An 18,101-nucleotide genomic window follows, 5' to 3' on the forward strand; every position below is an offset into this window, starting at 1 on the left:
TGCAACTCCACTGCTGGTGATAATCATTGCAAAGAAAATATATTCAGAAAAAGAGGAAATAAACGTAGTAGTCGTTTATTTCCTCTTTTTGCTTTTTCAAGGGCTTCAGAAAGTTTGGTTCAATAATGAATGGGGAGGCTGGTGGCCACCGGCTCGAGCTTTCTCATAAAAGCATCCGGGAGACAATCGGGACAATAAACCATCTTTTGAATATTGAAGTTCGGTATCTTCTTTAAAACGCTGTAATCTTCATTTGTCAGAAACTTCCCGCAATTTGGCCCGATACATCTACGGTCCACTTTTTCGTGAGGAGGAGGGGGGTTGAACTCCTCCTGGTACGGGGGCGGATCGTAGATGAGCGAGAGCTGGATTTTTGCCCCAATCATCGTTATGCTGCGCGAGGTCTCGCCATCCCATTACCCACGTATCCAGTGCTTCAATGAAGGCTGCGTTCTTTGCGCGGTCTTCTGCGTTGCTGACACCTTGAGATGTGATTTCCGCAATGGCAGATCCATCCCGAAAATATGACCCGATGTACACACGTACGACTGCCTTCACAAACGAATGTGGAATGTTAATTTCGATTTCACGGATATCTTTGCTCCATATTCCTTCTAAAACCCGCTCCAATCGATCCGTGTAGACCTGATTCGGGATATAGGCACGATTATTGTCGTTTCGAAATTTGACGGTGCCGGCTTCAAACGATTCCTTCAGCTTTTCTATCGATTGGCTGTATTGTTCATCATCCAGAGGTATCCCTCCCAAAGAATTTGGTTAAACCCAAGGGAAAAACGAATTCGGGGATTATTTCAAATTCATTTTGCTATATTGCGAAATGTAATCCTCGAACAGTTTGTACACTTGCTGCGCCAATTTTACACGCGGTGGTAAATCCCGGAGCATGTTTTTAAAATAGTTCAGCCGGAACTTCCGGTGCTCACGTAGCTGCCACTACGCTCCTCATTTCCTAGCTTCATCCCATCTTCTCGGTGCTGAAAACCGGACTTTTTGAACTCGCACTCATCCTAAACATTCTGGCGTTAAAAAGTGGGAGGTTAACCTTAAGAATTGCAATGAAGCGGTACAGGGTAAGCGTTATACTATTCCTAGGAAACGTCGTTCCGTAATAAAGAACGAATGTAAGCGGTACACATTCGGCAATCATGCGCAGGTTGCCGGAGCCGGCAAGTTGCGTTGAACGCCATCGACAGACAGACAGTTGGTTTACAGGCGTGTACGGAGTTGGCAGACGACGCTTTACCATTTTGAATGCAGGGGGATTCTACTATGTCAAAAAGATGGATTACCGGGACAATGGCCGCGCTCGCCGTCCTATCGGCCGTCGGATGCGGCGGGACGAACGGGAAGAGCGGAGGGGAACAAGCAGGCGGGGGGACGAATGCGGCGCCGGCCGACGGCTTCGATGCGACGAAGCCGGTTACCCTGAAGATCGTCGACACCGGTCTGATTACGGACGAAGAATATCAATTGTACGTCGAGGGACCAGTCAAGAAAAAATACCCTAACATTACGCTGGAACTGATCCGCCAGAAATATTCGGTTGACCGTTACGAGCTGCTGCTTGCAAAAGGTGAGAAATTCGACCTGTTGTTCGAGGCGAACCTGCTGTTCGACGATGTGATCGCAGCCAAGCTCGCCGACAATATGGAGCCGATGCTGAAGAAGCATCAGATCGACCTGAACCGGATCGAACAGGTGGCGCTCGATTCGTTCAAGATCGCGAGCGGCGGCCAGCATTTATCGGGCGTTCCTTTCACGAGACATTTCAATGCGCTTTATTACAACAAAGATTTGTTCGACCGGTTCGGCGTTCCTTACCCGAAGGACGGCATGACCTGGGAAGAGACGATCGAGCTGACGCGCAAAATGACCCGCACCGAGGGCGGCGTCGTATATCGCGGATTCGATCCCGATCTGCCGTTCCGCACCGCTTCCGCGATCGGCCAGCCGATCATCGACGAGAAGCATGTATCCACCGTAACCGGCGAGAAGTGGAAGCAAATCTTCCAAATGTACAACACGATATACGAGATCCCCGGTTATAAAGAAAAATTCGTCAATCCGAACAACTTCGGCGAATTTACGAAAGGCAATCTTGCGATGCTGGCCGGTCTGAATATACTCCCGGCGATCTCCAAGGTGGCGGATAAGCTGAACTGGGATATGGTTGCTTATCCGAGCCTGAAGGAAGCGCCGAATACGGGGCATGAGTTCGACGGACACGGCATCGTCGTCACTTCGATCAGCGACAAAAAGGATGCCGCTTACAAGGTGGTCGAAGTGCTGCTGTCCGAAGAAAATCAGCTGCTGATGGCGCGCAACGGCAAGATGCCGATAGTAAAAGCCAAAAATGTACAGGAGGCGTTCGGCCAAGACGTAGCGTTTCTGCAAGGGAAAAACGTGAAAGCCATCTACAAGACGACCCCGGCCCGATCGCATATTCCAACCCCTTACGACAGCAAGGCCCGCACGATCATGAACAAGTACAACAAGGATATATTGACCGGAGCCAAAGATTTGAATACGGCACTGCGGGAGATGGACGAGGAAATAACGAAAATGATCGCCGAAAACAAAAAATAAAAAAACGACTGCCGGATCAGGTTGGATAGCGGCGGGAAAGGATGAAGGTAAATGTCCGATTGGAAAGTCGAAGAGCTCGCGCCGGAAATGGTAAAGGTATACGAGTCGCCCGATCCGAGCACCGTGTTCGCATACAGTCCCGGACTCGCGGTACTGCCGGGCGGCCGTCTTGTCGCCACGCTCGATCTGGGCGGCCCGGGCGTAGCGGCATTGCCGGGCAGCAAGGGCGAGCTTGAGCCAGGCCGGCCGTGGCAGGGCAAAGTGTTTACTTCCGACGATCAAGGCCGCACATGGACGTTTCGGACCGACTTTCCGTTTATTCACGGAAGACCGTTCGTCGCGGGGGACGCGTTATATGTTTTGGGCCACTGCAACGATTTGACGATCATTCGCTCGAACGACCGGGGCGAGACGTGGAGTGCCCCCGTCCGGCTTACGGATGGCGAGAAGTGGCACCAGGCACCGGCGAACGTTCATTATGCCAAAGGCAATGTGTATCTCGTTATGGAGAAAATGACCGATCCGGCCTACAAAGGCTGGGGGGTCAGCGTGCTTGCCCCCGTTCTGATGCGGGCGAGCGCCGGCAGCGACCTGACTCTCCGGTCAAGCTGGACGTTCGCTTCCGAGCTGGGCTTTCGCGACGCGATCGACGAGGACGCGCTGAACGGCTTCGGCGTTCCGTTCTACAAGGTCGAACCGGGCACCGTGGCGCGCATCGCCCCGGGGCGGCCGGCCGTCCGGATCGGCTGGCTGGAGACGAATGTCGTGCAGTTTGCCGATCCGAACCATTATTTTCATGATCCGCAAGGGCGCACGTTCCATCTCTGGATGAGAGCGCATACGGGAGGGACCGGCTTCGCGAATGTGGCCAAAGCGGTGGAGCAGGAGGACGGGACGATCGCGACGATGCTGGAGACCGTTCCTTCCGGAAAGACGATCGCCTTCGTACCGTGTCCCGGCGGCCAGATGAAGTTTCATATCCTATACGATGAGACGACCCGGCTGTACTGGCTGCTCAGCACCCAGACGACGGACAGCATGACGCGGGCGGAGCTGCTTCCGCCGGAGCGCTTCGACCTGCCGTATAACGAGCGGCACCGGCTGCAGCTGCACTTCTCCAGAAACTGCATCGACTGGTGCTTTGCCGGACTGGTCGCGAAAACGGATCACCCGAAGCAGGCCCGGCATTACGCGAGCATGGCTGTCGACGGGGACGATTTGGTTGTGCTGAGCCGCTCCGGCGACGAGCGGGCGGTTACGGCTCATAACGGGAACTTTATTTCGTTTCATCGGATTCGCCAGTTCAGAAAGCTTGTTTACTAGGCATGCTGTATTTTGTACGGCGCGATCAGAAGGAGTTCCGGCGATTTTCAGGCTCATGAAGGGCGTTCGTCAGCAGTTCCCGACAAGAAGCGTACGCCTGAATCGCCGGAAGCCGGCTATAGGACTAGGACAAGATCCAAGGAGGCGTTGAGCGATGAAGAACGAGTCCGGCAGTGAGCGGCAGCCTGTTCGAACAGAACCCGAGGGAACGGGCAAACGTGTCAGCCGCAGGGAGCTTCTGCTCTCCATGGGCGCTGCGGGTATAACTGTCGCGGCGGGCGGCTTGCTGCAAGCGAGCGCAGCTTCGAATCAGACGGTGGAGCAATCATCGTATTCGGTACAGCAAGCGACATACGGCGCCGTAAACGTCAAGGATTTCGGCGCGGCGGGCGACGGGACGAACGACGATACAGCCGCGATTCAGTCGGCGATCGAGGCATGTGCCGGCGAAGGCGGGGGGATCGTCTTCCTGCCCCCGGGCATCTATAACGTGACAGGTACCTTGCAGCTGCACACGGGCGTCACGCTTGAGGGAGCGGGCGTCAGCGCGTGGGACCTGGTCTTTTCCGACCGGCCGAAGCAGCCGGCTCCGACGGAGCTGCGCTTTCTCGGCACCGGGGCGAAAACATACGAGATTGCTTACGCCACCGATATGCTTCCTTCCGGAGGGGTGCTGCACAATCCGCAGACGCTGCCGGATCATGCGGATTCCGTCTACGGGCTGACCAATTTCCGCAACGCCGATGCTGCGGGTAATCTCCCGGCGACGACCCGTACGTTTTCAGTCGGGATCTATGTGCCGAAAGGCTGCGAATTCGCTTCGATCCGAAACTTGCGCCTCGTCCCGAATTTTAACGGCATCAGCGGCTACAACGACAAGCTGACGGCTGCGCTCGGCGACGAATGGGACGTCGGGGTATTTCTGGACAACGCCCAGGATATCCTCATGCACAACGTGCAGATCGTTGGATATTGGCGGATCGCGGCGAAGCTTCAGGCGGCCGGCTCGCTCGGCAATGAGTACAAGAAAGCCGGAGCGGAAAGGAACCGATTCTACGATTGTTTGTTCCAAGGAATGACCGGCGTATGTGTGCGAGGTGGCGATATGTACCGGGTTACAGCGTTCGGCGGATCGGCGGGGCAATATTCGATCGAAATTCCGTGGACTGCAAGCAATCCGTTTCCCGTCCAAGGAACGGTGCGGCTGGCCGGCAGCTACCTCAACTACACCTCGACCAGCGTATCGGGCGACAAACTCACCCTGCACGGCATCGCGAGCAATCCCGAGGAGCTCGGGAATGTCGGGGACGGGCTGCGGTTATCCCCGTTCAGCTCGGGTTTTGCCGGGACGACCTACGTGAACTGTTATATCGCCGGTTTGGAGCACACTTCCAAAAGAGGGGCGCCGCACGGTAGTATCGGACTCGGCGTCTCCAAAAACATCGAAGCCAGCGGCAACCTGCGAGGGTTGAAATTTATCGCCTGCACCGTGCTCGGATTCGAGGATATTTTGCTGCATTTGCACGACTCGGACGACATTCAGTTTATCGGCTGTTATTTCGAGTCTGCCCGCAGGCAGGACGGCGTGCTGGGCGGCGGCCGGCTGATCGCGTCCCCGTACCGGAACGCTGCCGGAGCCAGAGGCGCTTATCCATGCGGCCATACGGAGAACGTGCAGTTTTGGGCGACCGAATTTCACGTATCCGTTGACAAAGCGCCGAAGTTCAAACGTTTGTCAGGCGTCCGCTATACCGACACCGGCTTTTTTGCGCCGCGTTACGTGTTTGACAGCTTCGAGACGTTTCCGCTGTCCGACGAGCGGGACTTTGTAATTCGCGGGCCGAAGGACCAGCGGATCAAGCTGCAAAATGCGAACGGACAGTCGGCACTGGCCGTCACTCCGGGCGGTAACATCGAACTCATCGGCAATCTGCTCGACACGAGCGGCTCCAAGCTGAAAATTTCACCAACCGCCGGAGACGGCGAATTCGCCGGCGGCGTACATCCGAAGACGGATCAGGGAGCAAGCCTCGGAAAGCCGGCCAGGCGCTGGGCGAACGTCCACGTGTCGGACGGTCTGCTGATGACGACGCCGGACGGGACCCACACGTATAAAGTGTATGTCGACAACGCCGGGCAGATTCGGGCCGATCTGCAATAGTCTTCCCCGGTGATTCCGGCACAAGCGAATTTCGTCATCGGGTCCCGCCGGGCGATGGCAGTCATACCTTGCAAGGTTGTCTCATACAATGAAGGGAGTACAACCCAAGGAGAGATTGCCATGAAAGAATGGAAGAGCGTCATCTATATGAGCCTGGCGCTGGGGATGTTGATCTACGCCGTTCCGCGTCTCGATATCGGGGGAGGTTTTACGCTGCCGACCGTATTCGGCATCGTCTGGATCGGATTCGCCCTGATGATCGTGGCGGCGCATCTGCACCGTATCTTAGGAGTGGATGAAGAAACGAAACACGAGCTCGCCCGTGTACGGAATCATAGCCGCCGGCGGCGTCAGATGTGGGTCGACAGCAAGATCCGGGCGCTCGGCACGAAAAAGTAAACAAGCCCTTTCGCAGATTAGCCTGAATCCTCGCAGGCGAAAGGGCCGATCCGGGAAGGGAACCGTCATGGGACCCCGTCCTTGGGCATGGAAAAAGACGCTTTCAAAACCACGGAAGCCGTGGAGATGGAAGCGTCTTTGTCGTATCTGCTTATGGCGGCTAACGAATTGCGGTCGCTTGGCGCATATCGCCGCCCGGACGGCGGGCGATGCCCCTCCACGCAAGATCCGATCCGCCTTTCATCGTAAAGTGGCCGCATGTTCCGATTCCGATGGCGACTTTCCCCTCGGTCGCTTTATAGAAACATAAGCCATTCAACATATCGCCGCCCGTCTGAAAGTAACGGCAGTTATAGCAGCTTGACTTCAAGTGCGGCGATACGCTTCTATAGCTCATCGTCATCATCCTCCATTTCGATCATGGTGTCTTCCGTTATGGTTTGAAATTGTTTCGCCCTCCGTGTAATTTCTCCGGCCATCTGTTGGATTAAGGCCGAATTATTCGTCTTGGTCGCCAGTTCCAGCTCGCTGTGGTAATGATGAAGCACGGTTTGAATCGCAATCTCTAAGTTTTGGCGATCCACCACGACGTTGTCCATGACGGTTCAATCCTCCTGCCGAATGGTATGGGTTCCTCCAATCTAATCATGTATTTCCAGAATAAAGGAAAATAAACGTTGTGAGTAGTGCAGTTGGGAATCTGGAATTATCGTTTACACGCCCGTTTGCTTGTGGTATAATCCTCCAATTTTGCTAGACGTTCCGGAAATCGGATTCCTATAGCGGTTCGGACGAACGCCTACGGTTGTCACGTTATCCGCCGGGTACTATAATAGAAAGTAATACAGAACGGTACAGTTTCGTAGGAATGGGGTATAACAGAATGGATGAGCTGCTTCAAGAGTCGGCCACCAAGCACGAGCAAATTTTAAAATATATCGAATCGCTGGCGATCAATACGAAAATATCGGTACGCAAAATCGCCAAGGAAATGGACGTAAGCGACGGAACCGCATACCGCGCCATCAAGGAAGCGGAAAATCAGGGACTGGTCAGCACGAGAGAGAGGATCGGCACGATCCGCGTCGAGAAAAAGCAGCGCACCAATATCGACAAGCTGACGTTTGCCGAAGTGGTCAATATTGTGGACGGGCAAGTGCTGGGAGGCTCGGCCGGTCTGGAGAAAACGCTCCATAAGTTCGTGATCGGCGCGATGCAGCTCGAAGCAATGGCCCGGTATATCGAGCCGGGCAGCCTGCTCATCGTGGGCAACCGCTACCAGGTGCACCGGTATGCGCTGGAGCACGGCTCGGCCGTCCTGATCACCGGCGGATTCGATACGAACGACGAGGTGAAACGGCTCGCGGACGAGCTCGGACTGCCGCTGATTTCGACCAGCTACGATTCGTTTACCGTTGCTTCCATTATCAACCGTGCGATCTACGACAGGCTGATCAAGAAAAAGATCACGCTGGTCGAGGACATCTTGTCTACACAGCAGCCGCCGCACACGCTCAAAGGCAACAGTACCGTAGCCGACTGGGAGAAGCTGGTGGAGGAGACGGGCCACAGTCGGTTCGCCATCGTGGACGAATGGAACAAGGTCATCGGGATGATCGCCTCCAAGGACGTGCTCGGCGTGCCGAAGGAACAGACGCTGGACAAGCTGATGACCCGCAGTCCGATCACGGTCGTGCCGCAAACTTCGGTTACGTCCGCCGCTCATATGATGGTATGGGAAGGAATCGAGCTGCTGCCGGTCGTCGATCCGAAAGGCAAGCTGCTCTCGGTGATCAGCCGTCAAGATGTGCTGAAGGCGCTGCAGGTGATCCAGAAGCAGCCGCAAATCGGCGAGACGTTCGAGGATCTGATCGTGATGGGCTTCGAGGAGATGCGCGAGGACGGCGGGCAGCTGTCTTATCGCGGGGTCATTACGCCGCAGATGACCGGGCGACTCGGAACCGTATCGGAGGGCGTGCTTACAACGCTGATGACGCAATTTGCCTATCGTTCGTTAAAGACGCACAAGAAAGGCGACTTTGTCCTCGAGCATTTCTCGGCTTATTTCCTGCGTCCCCTCCAGCTAGAAAGCGAAATCGAGATCAGGCCGAAAGTGATCGAGCTGAACCGCAAGCACGGCAAAGTCGACGTCGAGATTTACCTCGGAACGAACCTCGTGTGCAAGGCGATGCTGTCCGCGCAGGCGATCGACTGACAAGCCGCCGCTGCAAACCAGAAGACGCTTCCGGTCCCCGTGTCCATAGAGGGTGAGCCGGAAGCGTCTTTGCGATTAATTATAGAAGTTCTCGCCTACAGACCGGCGCGTCTTGCAGGAATAGGGCAGAGCCTATTCCTTGATCCGGTTGTAGATCCCGTAGTTGCGAATGCCCGCGAACAGGTTGAACAGCCCGAGCAGCAGCATGACGGCGCCGACGACGACGCGGACGGACGAACCGGTGAACAGGAACAGCTGGATGACCGAGATGGAAATGAGCATAAGACCCATGCTGATATTCATTTTGGCGGAATCGGTGCCCCGCGCTTTTCGGGAATGCTGTCTCCGGTAACGGATGCTGAAGAAGACCGAGCCGAGCAATGAAACGGCAAAGACGATCAGAAGGGCTCCTTGAAGCCACTGCATGGTAGACGATACTCCTTTGTCACAAGCTTCTGCAAGGCCAGATCTGTTGCCGCGCATCGCAGAGGCTTTGACGGCGATCCTAAAGCGGCTCCCCGGATGCCGGACGCGCCCGGGTGACCTTGTACTTGCATCTTGTTTTTCTTTCTATCATAGCAGAAACGCCCTGGTTCTACAAAAATCAGCGGAAATGAAACGAGCCGATCGAGCCGAGAGCGGCCGACGTTTTGACGAATACGATCAATTCGGTCTGGACGATCGCAATGCCCGTCGCCTCGAGTTTGTAGCTCTGATCGTTCACCGAATACTGATTCGTGACGATCTCCTGCAGCTTGCGAATTTCCGCGAGACGTTCCGATTCTTTGCCGGAGGTGAAGATCGACAGGCTGTGGCCTTCGTAAAACGGCTCGAGCTTTTTCTGCACCTGCTGCCTCAGTTCCTGCTCGACCAGCGGATCGAGGGTCGATTTCTCCAGCCGTACCGTTATTTTTTTGACTACGGACTGGCTGTGCTTGAATTTGTTCAAGTTTTGGATTTCTTTCTTAAGGTTTTCGTTTTCGTCGAAAAGTTCGGTGTTGCGTTTCACGAGCTGACTGAAGTTGGCCTGATGCATGCTCATATACAAGGCGCTGCCGATGATCATCCCGGAGAAGAGCAAGCCGGCCCCGGCAAGCCAGCGTGCGATTCTCGGATTCGGCTGCCGCTTCACGGCTCGACGCCCCCCTCGCATATCCATTTCACCAGCACCGTTCCGATATGAGCGCCCGCAAAGGCGGCGACAAAGTACATAATCTGCTTGAAAGCCGGCGACAGATGACCTTCCAGAAAGTTGGTCTCGATCACCCGGATCGGATCGATCGTCCCCCCGACGGCCGCCACCATGGCCCATATTTTGATGCGCCCGGCAATATCCAGCATTTTGTAGGATGGAGCCTGCAGCGTCAGCACCGATCCGATGCCGGCCAGCATGCAGGCGCCCAGCACGATGCCGAAGGCAACGAGGAAATCGATCGCCAGATTGGTTACAAATTCCCGCATCCGCAAATCCCCTTTCTTCCGCCTCCGGTCCGATAGATTCGCTTCCGAAAGCTTGGCCGCTCTCTTTTCACTATTGTATGGGAAACCCCTACCGGAATATGCTACAATAAGAGAAGCGAACAAAAGGCGAACACGCAAGGGGGATACGCTGGTGAAAGGGTTTGTGCACTTGCACGCACATAGCGAATACAGTCTGCTGGACGGAGCCTCGCGCATCGAGCGAATGGCGGAGCAAGCGGCACGGCTCGGCATGCCGGCTCTGGCGCTCACCGATCATGGAGTGATGTACGGCGCCATCCCGTTTTACAAAGCTTGCAAAGCAAACGGAATCAAGCCGATTATCGGCTGCGAGGTGTACGTGGCGACCGGTTCGATGCTGACGAAGGCGTCCCGGCAGGAGCAGCCTACGCATCATCTGATCCTGCTCGCCAAAAACGAGACGGGGTACCGCAACCTGATGAAGCTGGTCTCGGACGCTCATCTGCGCGGGTTTCATTACAAGCCCCGCACCGATCTGGAGCAGCTCGCGAAGCACGCCGAAGGACTGGTCTGCTTAAGCGCTTGTCTCGGCAGCGAGATTTCGCAGCATTTGCTGTATGATCGCCGGGAAGAGGCGCTGGCGGCTGCGCTAAGGTTCCGCGGCATGTTCGGCGACGATTTTTACCTGGAAATTCAGGATCACGGCCTGATCGAGCAAAAAAAGGTCATGCAGGCGATGATCGGGCTCAGCCGCGAAACTGGCATCCCGCTGGTCGCGACGAACGATGCCCACTATGTGATGGCTGAAGACCATGTCGCCCAAGACGTGCTTATCTGCATCGGGACGGGCAAGACTCTGGATGATCCCGACCGGCTCAAGTTCCATACGGAGCAAATGTACTTGAAAAGTCCCGAGGAGATGGCGAAGCTGTTCGCCCACGTTCCGGAGGCGCTGGACCATACGATCGACATAGCGGACAAATGCTCGCTGGAGCTGGAGCTCGGACAGCTGATCCTGCCGGAATACCAGCCTGTTCCGGAGGGGATGACTTCCGGGCAATATTTGCGCAAGCTGTGCGAGGAAGGGCTGGCAACGCGGTACCGCGCCTTGTCCAAGTGGGCGGATGCCGGATACAGGGCCAAGCTGGAAGACCGTCTCCTCTACGAGCTCGACGTGATCGGCAATATGGGGTATTCCGATTATTTTCTGATCGTATGGGATTTTATCCGCTTTGCCCACGAGCAGGAGATCGTTACCGGTCCCGGGAGGGGCTCGTCTGCCGGAAGCTTGGTCGCTTACGTGCTCAACATTACCGATGTCGATCCGATCAAGTACGGTCTGCTGTTCGAACGGTTTCTGAACCCCGAGCGCGTCTCGATGCCGGATATCGATATCGACTTCAGCGACGAGCGGCGCGACGAAGTTATCAACTATGTGGTGGACAAATACGGCGTGGAGCATGTCGCCCAGATTATCACCTTCGGAACGATGGCGGCCAAAGCGGCCGTGCGCGACGTCGGGCGGGTTATGAATTTGCCTTATCACGAGGTCGACCGTGCGGCCAAGCTGATCCCGAATCAGCTCGGCATTACGATCGAAGAAGCGCTGAACCAGAGCCAGGAGCTGAAGGATCTGTGCGCCAAACATCCGGGCACGGCCCGGCTCGTCGAGATGGCGATGAAGGTGGAAGGGTTCCCCCGTCATGCGTCCACGCACGCGGCGGGTGTCGTCATCTCGCGCGAGCCGCTGACCAACTATGTACCGCTCCAGGAAGGAACGGAAACCGTCGCGCTGACGCAATATTCGATGGAGAATCTGGAAGCAGTCGGGCTGCTGAAGATGGACTTCCTCGGCTTGCGTTACTTGTCCATTATCGAGCGGACGCTCCGCTGGGTCCGCGAACAGACCGGAGAGAAGATCGATTTCCATGCGGTTTCCTATGAGGATGCGGCAACGTATGAGCTGCTGAGCCGCGGCGATACGACCGGTATTTTCCAGTTTGAATCGGCCGGATGCCGGCGCGTGCTCAAGGAGCTGAAGCCTTCGACCTTCGAGGACATTATCTCCGTAGTCGCTTTATACCGTCCGGGACCCATGGAATTTATACCCAAATACATTCAGGGCAAGCACGGCCTGATCCGTGTGGAATACCCGCATCCGGAGCTGGAGCCGATCTTGCGCGATACGTACGGCATTATCGTCTACCAGGAGCAGATCATGCAGATCGCCTCCAAGATGGCGGGCTTCCGGCTTGGAGAGGCGGATGAGCTGCGCCGGGCGGTCAGCAAGAAGAAGCGGGAGGTGCTCGATGAGGAACGGGCACATTTCGTCGCCGGAAGCTTGAAGGAAGGATACTCGGAAGCGGAAGCCAACAAGGTATACGATATGATTGTCCGGTTTGCCAATTACGGCTTTCCGCGCGCGCATGCGACCGCCTACGGGGTGCTGGCGTTCCAGACTGCCTACTTGAAGGCGCATTATCCGGTGACGTTCATGGCGTCGATGCTCGCCTCGGTGATGGGCAGCCATCGCAAGGTCGCCGAATACGTCGACGAATGCCGCAAGATGGGCATCGAGGTGCTGCCTCCGGACGTCTGCGAGAGCGGCATCCAGTTTACGCCGGTGAACGGTGCGATCCGCTTCGGGCTGGCCGCTATCAAAAACGTCGGTACGCACGCGATGGAGACGATTATCCGCGAGCGCGGGGACCGGCCTTACGAGAGTTTGCTCGACTTTTGCCGGAGAGTCGATTTGCGTGTCTGTAACAAGCGGGTGATCGAATCGCTCATTCAGGGCGGGGCGATGGATTCGCTGCCCGGCCACCGCGCCCAGCATATCGCCGTGCTCGACGAGACCGTGGAGGCGGCGCAGAAGTGGAAGAAGGAGCGGGAAGATTTGCAGCTCCATCTGTTCGGGTTTACGGAGGAAACGAACTGGACGGTCGATCTGCCGGACGTCCGGCCGTATTCGCAGATGCAGAAGCTGGAGTTTGAGCGCGAGCTGCTCGGCTTGTATTTGTCGGGACACCCACTGGACGCGTACGAGGAGCTGATCGCGGAGGTGGACGCCGATCTGCTGCACGAGCTGCCGGAATACGAGGACAATGCGGAGGTGCTCGTAGCGGGCATGGTACTGTCCGCTAAGCCGCACCTGACCAAGAAAGGGCAACCGATGGGGTTTGCCGAGCTGGAGAACCGGATCGCCAAGGTGGAGGTTGTCCTGTTCCCGGAAGTGTGGAAGAAGGCGTCCACGCTTATGCAAAAAGGGAATGCGCTGTTCATGAAGGCGCGGCTCCAGCATCACGACGAGGACGTCAAGCTGATCGCAGACCGCGTCGTGCCGTTGGAGGCGCCCGATGCGTCGCAGCAGGCCCGGGCGCTGAAGCGCCAACCGGGCGGCTCGCGAAGCGGAGTCGCTGCTTCGCGCGGCGGCGAAGCGAGACGCGAGAGCGCGCCAGCGCCAGCAGTAGCGGAAGCGAGGAACGCGGCCGGGAGCGTGAGAGCGGAGCGATCGGGTGAGGGAGCCGCCGGAGGCGAAGAGCCGGCACAAGTGCGTGTGCAAACGCCGCAGGCGAAGCAGCCCGAACCTGCACGCAGCGCGCCCGGGCGGACGCAGCGGCTGTTCGTCAAAATAACCGCGGACCGCGAGCAGCCGCAGCGGCTGAGCGGGCTGCAAAGCTTGCTGCAGCGGCACGCAGGAGCGATGCCGGTCGTGCTTTTCTACGAACGCGAACAGCGCCTGCTTGCGCTGAACGAGGCGTACAATGTAAAGCCGTCGCCGGATCTGATCAAGGAAATCGGCGATATCATGGGACCCGACTCCGCTCGTGTCAAATAGCTGTAAGGCGGATGCCGATTGACGAAGATTGACGGTGCAGCAGCCGGTTGCATGGACAGACGGGCATTCGTCAAGCAGAGCCATACCGTCCCCGTCCGCAGGGCAATTCGAGAGGGGAGAACTTAGCCTGCGAGCAAGAATAAAGGCGGCTCAATAGACCAAAGCCTGTTCCAACCTAGCCCAACAATCTATCGCGGATTCGGACCGATAGAAGTCATAGAAGCATGCGTCTCCATATTTCTATGGAAGCGGATGCTTCTTTGCTTTGTTTCTGGGAAGGATAGCAGCCCTAGCTATGCCGGTGTATAAGGAGGAGCCTGCTGCTATTGAGGACACGATCCCGGGTTGCTGGAAGTGTGTGCTTTCGTTTAATGTGACATGGGAGCACAACAATTCACTGGTATGATGAGGGTTTTAACTAATATTTTCTATTAATCCTTCTTACAGGTGGGCATTTGCGCCGAACCTAACTGGAAGCTCAAAATAAGAGTTGCTAGCACCTCTTATTTTGCTCCGAATCGCCTCGCTTCTCAAAATAAGAGCTTTTTACCCCTCTTATTTTGCGGATTTCCTTTGATTTCGCTCGAAAAGCTTAGAATAAGAGCTCCCAAAAGCTCTTAATATTGTAAAAATGAACGGAGTCCGCCCATTAAGAGTCACAAACCACCCTTATCAGTTGGATTTGACCATCCTTCTCCCGCCACCCCGCTCTCGCACCAACCGTCGCTTTACCAACCACCGTCCTGCCCTCAGCCAATAGCCACTGACTAATTACCCACCACCATCCCGCCACCCGTCAATAGCCAGCCATTTAACCGTCCACCATCCTGCCCTGCGCCAATAGCCACTGACTAGCTCCCCACCGCCGTCCCGCTTCCCGCCAATAGCCATCCGCTTAACCGCCCACTATCGGTCCTGCGCCAACTAGTCACCGCCATCCGGCCCCCGTCTCCTCTCCATCCATCGCCTATCGTCTAATTGATCTCCACGCGCTTTCCGTCCCGCCGCCCGCCGCCCGTAAGGCCAATTAAACGCCCTTTCGTGTCCCCAACAATCCGCTCCCAAAAAAACGCAAAAAACGGACAACTTATCCCGAACATTCCTCGGCCGGTCTGCATACATTTAGTAAAACCCGGACGGGTGACCGGGCCCTTACCGTCCTATTTCCGATAGGCGTCGCATGGCTGAGGTGGAGGTAGGGCGGACCGCTCGCACCCTGGCAACCCGGCGCAAGAAGCTCGGCCACGCTTAGTGAATCCATATCCATATACCAGGAGGAAATGCCTATGTCCAACCGTTTGGCTTTGCATATGCTTGCCGAAAGAGGCGTCACGCTCCGGCAGGTCGCGGAGATCGTCCACAAGCTCCAACTGCCGTACAACGACGAGCTGACGGTGGAAGAGTGCGAGGAAAGCGTCATGGCCGTACTCAGTAAACGGGAAGTGCAGTATACGCTGTACACTGGAATCGCACTGGACATTCTGGCGGAGAAAGGGCTGCTGCCACAGCCGCTGCAGGAAATTATGGAAAACGACGAGTCGCTCTACGGCGTCGATGAGACGCTCGCCCTGGGCATCGTGCACGTATACGGGATGATCGGGCTGACCAGTTTCGGCTATTTGGACAAGGAAAAAACAGGCGTCATCCGTTCGCTCAACAACCACGCCACAGAGATCCACGTCTTCCTCGACGATCTGGTCGCCGGGCTGGCTGCCGCGGCGTCGGCCAGGATCGCGCATCAGAACAAAAACGCCAAGCAATATGACAGCGAGGACTCCGGCGATCAAAAGAACGAGGACCCGGCGCCATGATTCGACACCAGTTTCCTTGCGGGTAAAAGACGGAATATGGTATCATGGTTGCAATGTACACGAGAGGCGTTTCGGTAGTCAGGGAGGTTTTCAGTAGCATGTGGACGGTCATCTATATCGCTCCGACCGCGAAAATCGCAGAGCGAATCAAACAAAAACTGACGGATGAAGGGTTTTTGGTACAAGTTCGCCCTGTTAGCCTATCGAAGCATCAATTCGAAATTCTCGTTCCTGAGGGCGAGCTGGAAGAAGTCCAGGAAGTGTTGAACGCAATTTTGCACGGATGAGGTACACCCGAAGCGGCACGATAGAGGCGACTGCGCTCGCCCGGGCATGCGTCCGTTCCAGCCTCGGGCATGCGCCGGTCTGCAGCGCCGAATACGGATGACAACGGTTTTGGAGAGGTGTAAATGTGGCAATAAAAGATTTTTTCCAGAAGAAACGCAAGTACGCTACCATCCCGTCGGAACAATCGAAGCGTGAAATACCGGAAGGCATCATGAGCAAATGCCCCAAATGCGGCACAATTCAGTACAGCAAGGAATTGGGCAAAAACTTGAAGGTTTGCACATCATGCGATTATCATAACAAGCTGAGTGCCTTTGAACGAATTGAGATTACGATGGACGACGGCCGTTTTTTCGAATTCGACCGCGATATGATTTCCGAAGACCCGTTGGAATTCCCCGACTACGTCAACAAGCTGACCCGGTCGATGGAGTCGACGGGCCTTCGTGATGCAGTCGTTACCGGCGAAGGGACGATCGGAGGTTATCCGGTTATCGTGGCGGTGATGACCGCCGACTTTTTCCTCGGCACGCTCGGCTCCGTAGTCGGAGAAAAGATTACGAGAGCGATCGAAACCGCGATCCAGAAAAAGTATCCGCTGATCATCTTCTCGACTTCAGGGGGAGCACGGACGCAAGAAAGCATCCTCAGCCTGATGCAGATGGCCAAGACGAGCGCGGCGCTCGCCAAGCTTGACGATGCCGGAGGCCTATATATTTCGATCATAACCGAGCCGACCTACGGCGGAGTGTCCGCCAGCTTCGCCATGCTTGGCGACATTATCATTGCCGAGCCGGGAGCCCGCTTCGGCTTTGCCGGACGGATCGTGATTGAAGAGACGATTCGCCAGAAGCTGCCGGAAGGATTTCAGACGGCGGAATTTAACCATAAGCACGGACAACTGGACAAAGTCATTCATCGCAAGGAACTCCGCTCCTCGTTGATCAAGCTGCTGGAGCTGCATACCGTTAAACCGACCAAGGAGGCAAGTGCGAATGGCTAATGAGCTGCCCTTTGAACGTAAACTTGCCGAATTGAAAAGCAAGATCGACGATCTGCGTAAGTTCGGTGAAGAGAAACAAATCGACTTCTCCGACGAAATCGCCAAGCTGGAAGCTCGTTACGTCCAGCACGAAGAAGAGTTGTACCATAACTTGACCGCCGGGCAGAAGATGGCGATCGCGCGCCACCCGTCGCGTCCGACGACGCTGGACTTCATTCAATACCTTTGTACCGATTTTATCGAGATGCACGGAGACCGGATGTTCGCGGACGATCTGGCGATTGTCGGAGGGATTGCGAAGTTTCAGGGCGTTCCCGTTACCGTAATCGGCCACCAGAAAGGCAAAGATACGAAGGACAACATCGCCCGCAACTTCGGCAGCCCGCATCCGGAAGGATACCGCAAGGCGCTCCGGCTGATGAAGCAAGCGGACAAGTTCCGCAGGCCGATCATTACGTTTTTGGATACGAAGGGCGCTTTTCCCGGGGCTACGGCCGAGGAGCGAGGCGTCGGCGAATCGATCGCCCGCAATCTGCTGGAGATGGCAAGGCTTCGCGTACCGGTCGTCGTCGTCGTGATCGGCGAAGGCGGCAGCGGTGGCGCGCTGGCGCTGGGCGTCGGCAACCGCGTTCTGATGCTGGAACACGCAATTTACTCCGTGCTGTCGCCGGAGGGGGCAGCGTCGATCCTGTTCAAGGACGCTTCCAGAGCGGCGGAGATGGCGGAGGCGATGAAAATTACGGCCGACGATCTGCTTCAACTCGAGGCGATCGATGAAATTATCAAGGAGCCGCGCGGAGGCGCTCACCGGAATCCGGAGGAGCAGGCCGAAAGCGTGAAAGCCGCAATATGGAACCATCTGCAGCAGTTGATGAAGATGAACGAAGACGAACTCGTCTCCGATCGTTATGAGAAATTCCGCAAGATCGGCAAGTTTACGTATATGCACGAAGCAGTGGAGCAAGTTGATCATTAGGCCCCGCACTTCCCGTTAATCCGAAATCTCAGGAGGAACA

At 56.1% G+C, this 18,101-nt stretch carries 16 protein-coding genes; 10 read left to right on the top strand and 6 right to left on the bottom strand.

Annotation, left to right across the window (positions count from 1 at the left end; all coding sequences use genetic code 11):
* Window positions 1-288 precede the first annotated feature (288 nt).
* Complete coding sequence (locus IDH45_RS17430) at window positions 289-768, bottom strand: hypothetical protein (protein WP_190929403.1); 480 nt, start codon at window positions 766-768, stop codon at window positions 289-291.
* A 522-nt stretch (window positions 769-1,290) separates the two neighbouring features.
* Between IDH45_RS17430 and IDH45_RS17435 the strand changes: the two genes are divergently transcribed.
* The 4 genes from IDH45_RS17435 to IDH45_RS17450 all read left to right on the top strand — a co-directional run bounded on the left by IDH45_RS17435 (window position 1,291) and on the right by IDH45_RS17450 (window position 6,490).
* On the top strand, window positions 1,291-2,607 hold the full coding sequence (locus IDH45_RS17435; protein WP_190929404.1) for an ABC transporter substrate-binding protein: 1,317 nt from the start codon (window positions 1,291-1,293) through the stop codon (window positions 2,605-2,607).
* A 51-nt stretch (window positions 2,608-2,658) separates the two neighbouring features.
* The gene (locus IDH45_RS17440) at window positions 2,659-3,930 is read left to right on the top strand and encodes a sialidase family protein (protein WP_190929405.1); all 1,272 of its coding nucleotides are present in this window, start codon (window positions 2,659-2,661) and stop codon (window positions 3,928-3,930) included.
* Between the two features lie 154 nt (window positions 3,931-4,084).
* Window positions 4,085-6,091 (top strand): glycosyl hydrolase family 28-related protein, encoded by a 2,007-nt coding sequence (locus IDH45_RS17445; protein ID WP_223836747.1) that lies wholly within the window; start codon window positions 4,085-4,087, stop codon window positions 6,089-6,091.
* A 120-nt stretch (window positions 6,092-6,211) separates the two neighbouring features.
* Window positions 6,212-6,490: a hypothetical protein gene (locus tag IDH45_RS17450; RefSeq protein ID WP_223836748.1), complete on the top strand. Its 279-nt coding sequence runs from the start codon at window positions 6,212-6,214 to the stop codon at window positions 6,488-6,490.
* Window positions 6,491-6,650: 160 nt separating this feature from the next.
* Here the strand turns inward: IDH45_RS17450 and IDH45_RS17455 are convergent, their stop codons facing one another.
* Together IDH45_RS17455 and IDH45_RS17460 are read right to left on the bottom strand one after the other, a co-directional pair.
* Window positions 6,651-6,887, bottom strand: a complete 237-nt coding sequence (locus IDH45_RS17455; protein WP_190929406.1) for a hypothetical protein — start codon at window positions 6,885-6,887, stop codon at window positions 6,651-6,653.
* Window positions 6,877-7,089 carry a hypothetical protein gene (locus tag IDH45_RS17460; protein ID WP_190929407.1) on the bottom strand — a complete coding sequence of 71 codons (213 nt, stop codon included), beginning with the start codon at window positions 7,087-7,089 and terminating at the stop codon, window positions 6,877-6,879. Before IDH45_RS17460 ends, IDH45_RS17455 begins: the two co-directional genes overlap by 11 nt.
* A 284-nt stretch (window positions 7,090-7,373) precedes the next feature.
* Here IDH45_RS17460 and IDH45_RS17465 point away from each other — a divergent pair, with 284 nt between their 5' ends.
* A complete protein-coding gene (locus IDH45_RS17465) occupies window positions 7,374-8,705 on the top strand; it encodes a DRTGG domain-containing protein (protein ID WP_190929408.1) in 1,332 nt (443 codons plus the stop codon).
* Between the two features lie 132 nt (window positions 8,706-8,837).
* Here IDH45_RS17465 and IDH45_RS17470 read toward each other — a convergent pair whose 3' ends face one another.
* The 3 genes from IDH45_RS17470 to IDH45_RS17480 all read right to left on the bottom strand — a co-directional run bounded on the left by IDH45_RS17470 (window position 8,838) and on the right by IDH45_RS17480 (window position 10,166).
* Entirely contained in the window at window positions 8,838-9,131 is a 294-nt protein-coding gene (locus tag IDH45_RS17470; protein WP_190929409.1) for a YtpI family protein, read from the bottom strand.
* Between the two features lie 178 nt (window positions 9,132-9,309).
* Window positions 9,310-9,837 (bottom strand): hypothetical protein, encoded by a 528-nt coding sequence (locus IDH45_RS17475; RefSeq protein WP_190929410.1) that lies wholly within the window; start codon window positions 9,835-9,837, stop codon window positions 9,310-9,312.
* Window positions 9,834-10,166, bottom strand: a complete 333-nt coding sequence (locus tag IDH45_RS17480; RefSeq protein WP_190929411.1) for a YtrH family sporulation protein — start codon at window positions 10,164-10,166, stop codon at window positions 9,834-9,836. The genes IDH45_RS17475 and IDH45_RS17480 overlap by 4 nt, the downstream gene beginning before the upstream one ends.
* Window positions 10,167-10,317: 151 nt before the next feature.
* Here IDH45_RS17480 and IDH45_RS17485 point away from each other — a divergent pair, with 151 nt between their 5' ends.
* From IDH45_RS17485 to IDH45_RS17505, 5 genes are all read left to right on the top strand, one after another.
* Window positions 10,318-13,983 (top strand): DNA polymerase III subunit alpha, encoded by a 3,666-nt coding sequence (locus tag IDH45_RS17485; protein WP_190929412.1) that lies wholly within the window; start codon window positions 10,318-10,320, stop codon window positions 13,981-13,983.
* 1,286 nt (window positions 13,984-15,269) lie between these two features.
* Window positions 15,270-15,794: a phosphatidylglycerophosphatase A family protein gene (locus IDH45_RS17490; protein WP_190929413.1), complete on the top strand. Its 525-nt coding sequence runs from the start codon at window positions 15,270-15,272 to the stop codon at window positions 15,792-15,794.
* A 98-nt stretch (window positions 15,795-15,892) separates the two neighbouring features.
* A complete protein-coding gene (locus IDH45_RS17495) occupies window positions 15,893-16,081 on the top strand; it encodes a glutamate decarboxylase (RefSeq protein WP_138880633.1) in 189 nt (62 codons plus the stop codon).
* A gap of 125 nt (window positions 16,082-16,206) precedes the next feature.
* A complete protein-coding gene (accD, locus tag IDH45_RS17500; RefSeq protein ID WP_190929414.1) occupies window positions 16,207-17,085 on the top strand; it encodes an acetyl-CoA carboxylase, carboxyltransferase subunit beta in 879 nt (292 codons plus the stop codon).
* Entirely contained in the window at window positions 17,078-18,061 is a 984-nt protein-coding gene (locus tag IDH45_RS17505; RefSeq protein ID WP_190929415.1) for an acetyl-CoA carboxylase carboxyltransferase subunit alpha, read from the top strand. Before accD ends, IDH45_RS17505 begins: the two co-directional genes overlap by 8 nt.
* Window positions 18,062-18,101: the final 40 nt, after the last annotated feature.

The sequence above is a fragment of the Paenibacillus oceani genome (genome assembly GCF_014705615.1).
Taxonomy (GTDB): domain Bacteria; phylum Bacillota; class Bacilli; order Paenibacillales; family NBRC-103111; genus Paenibacillus_AB; species Paenibacillus_AB oceani.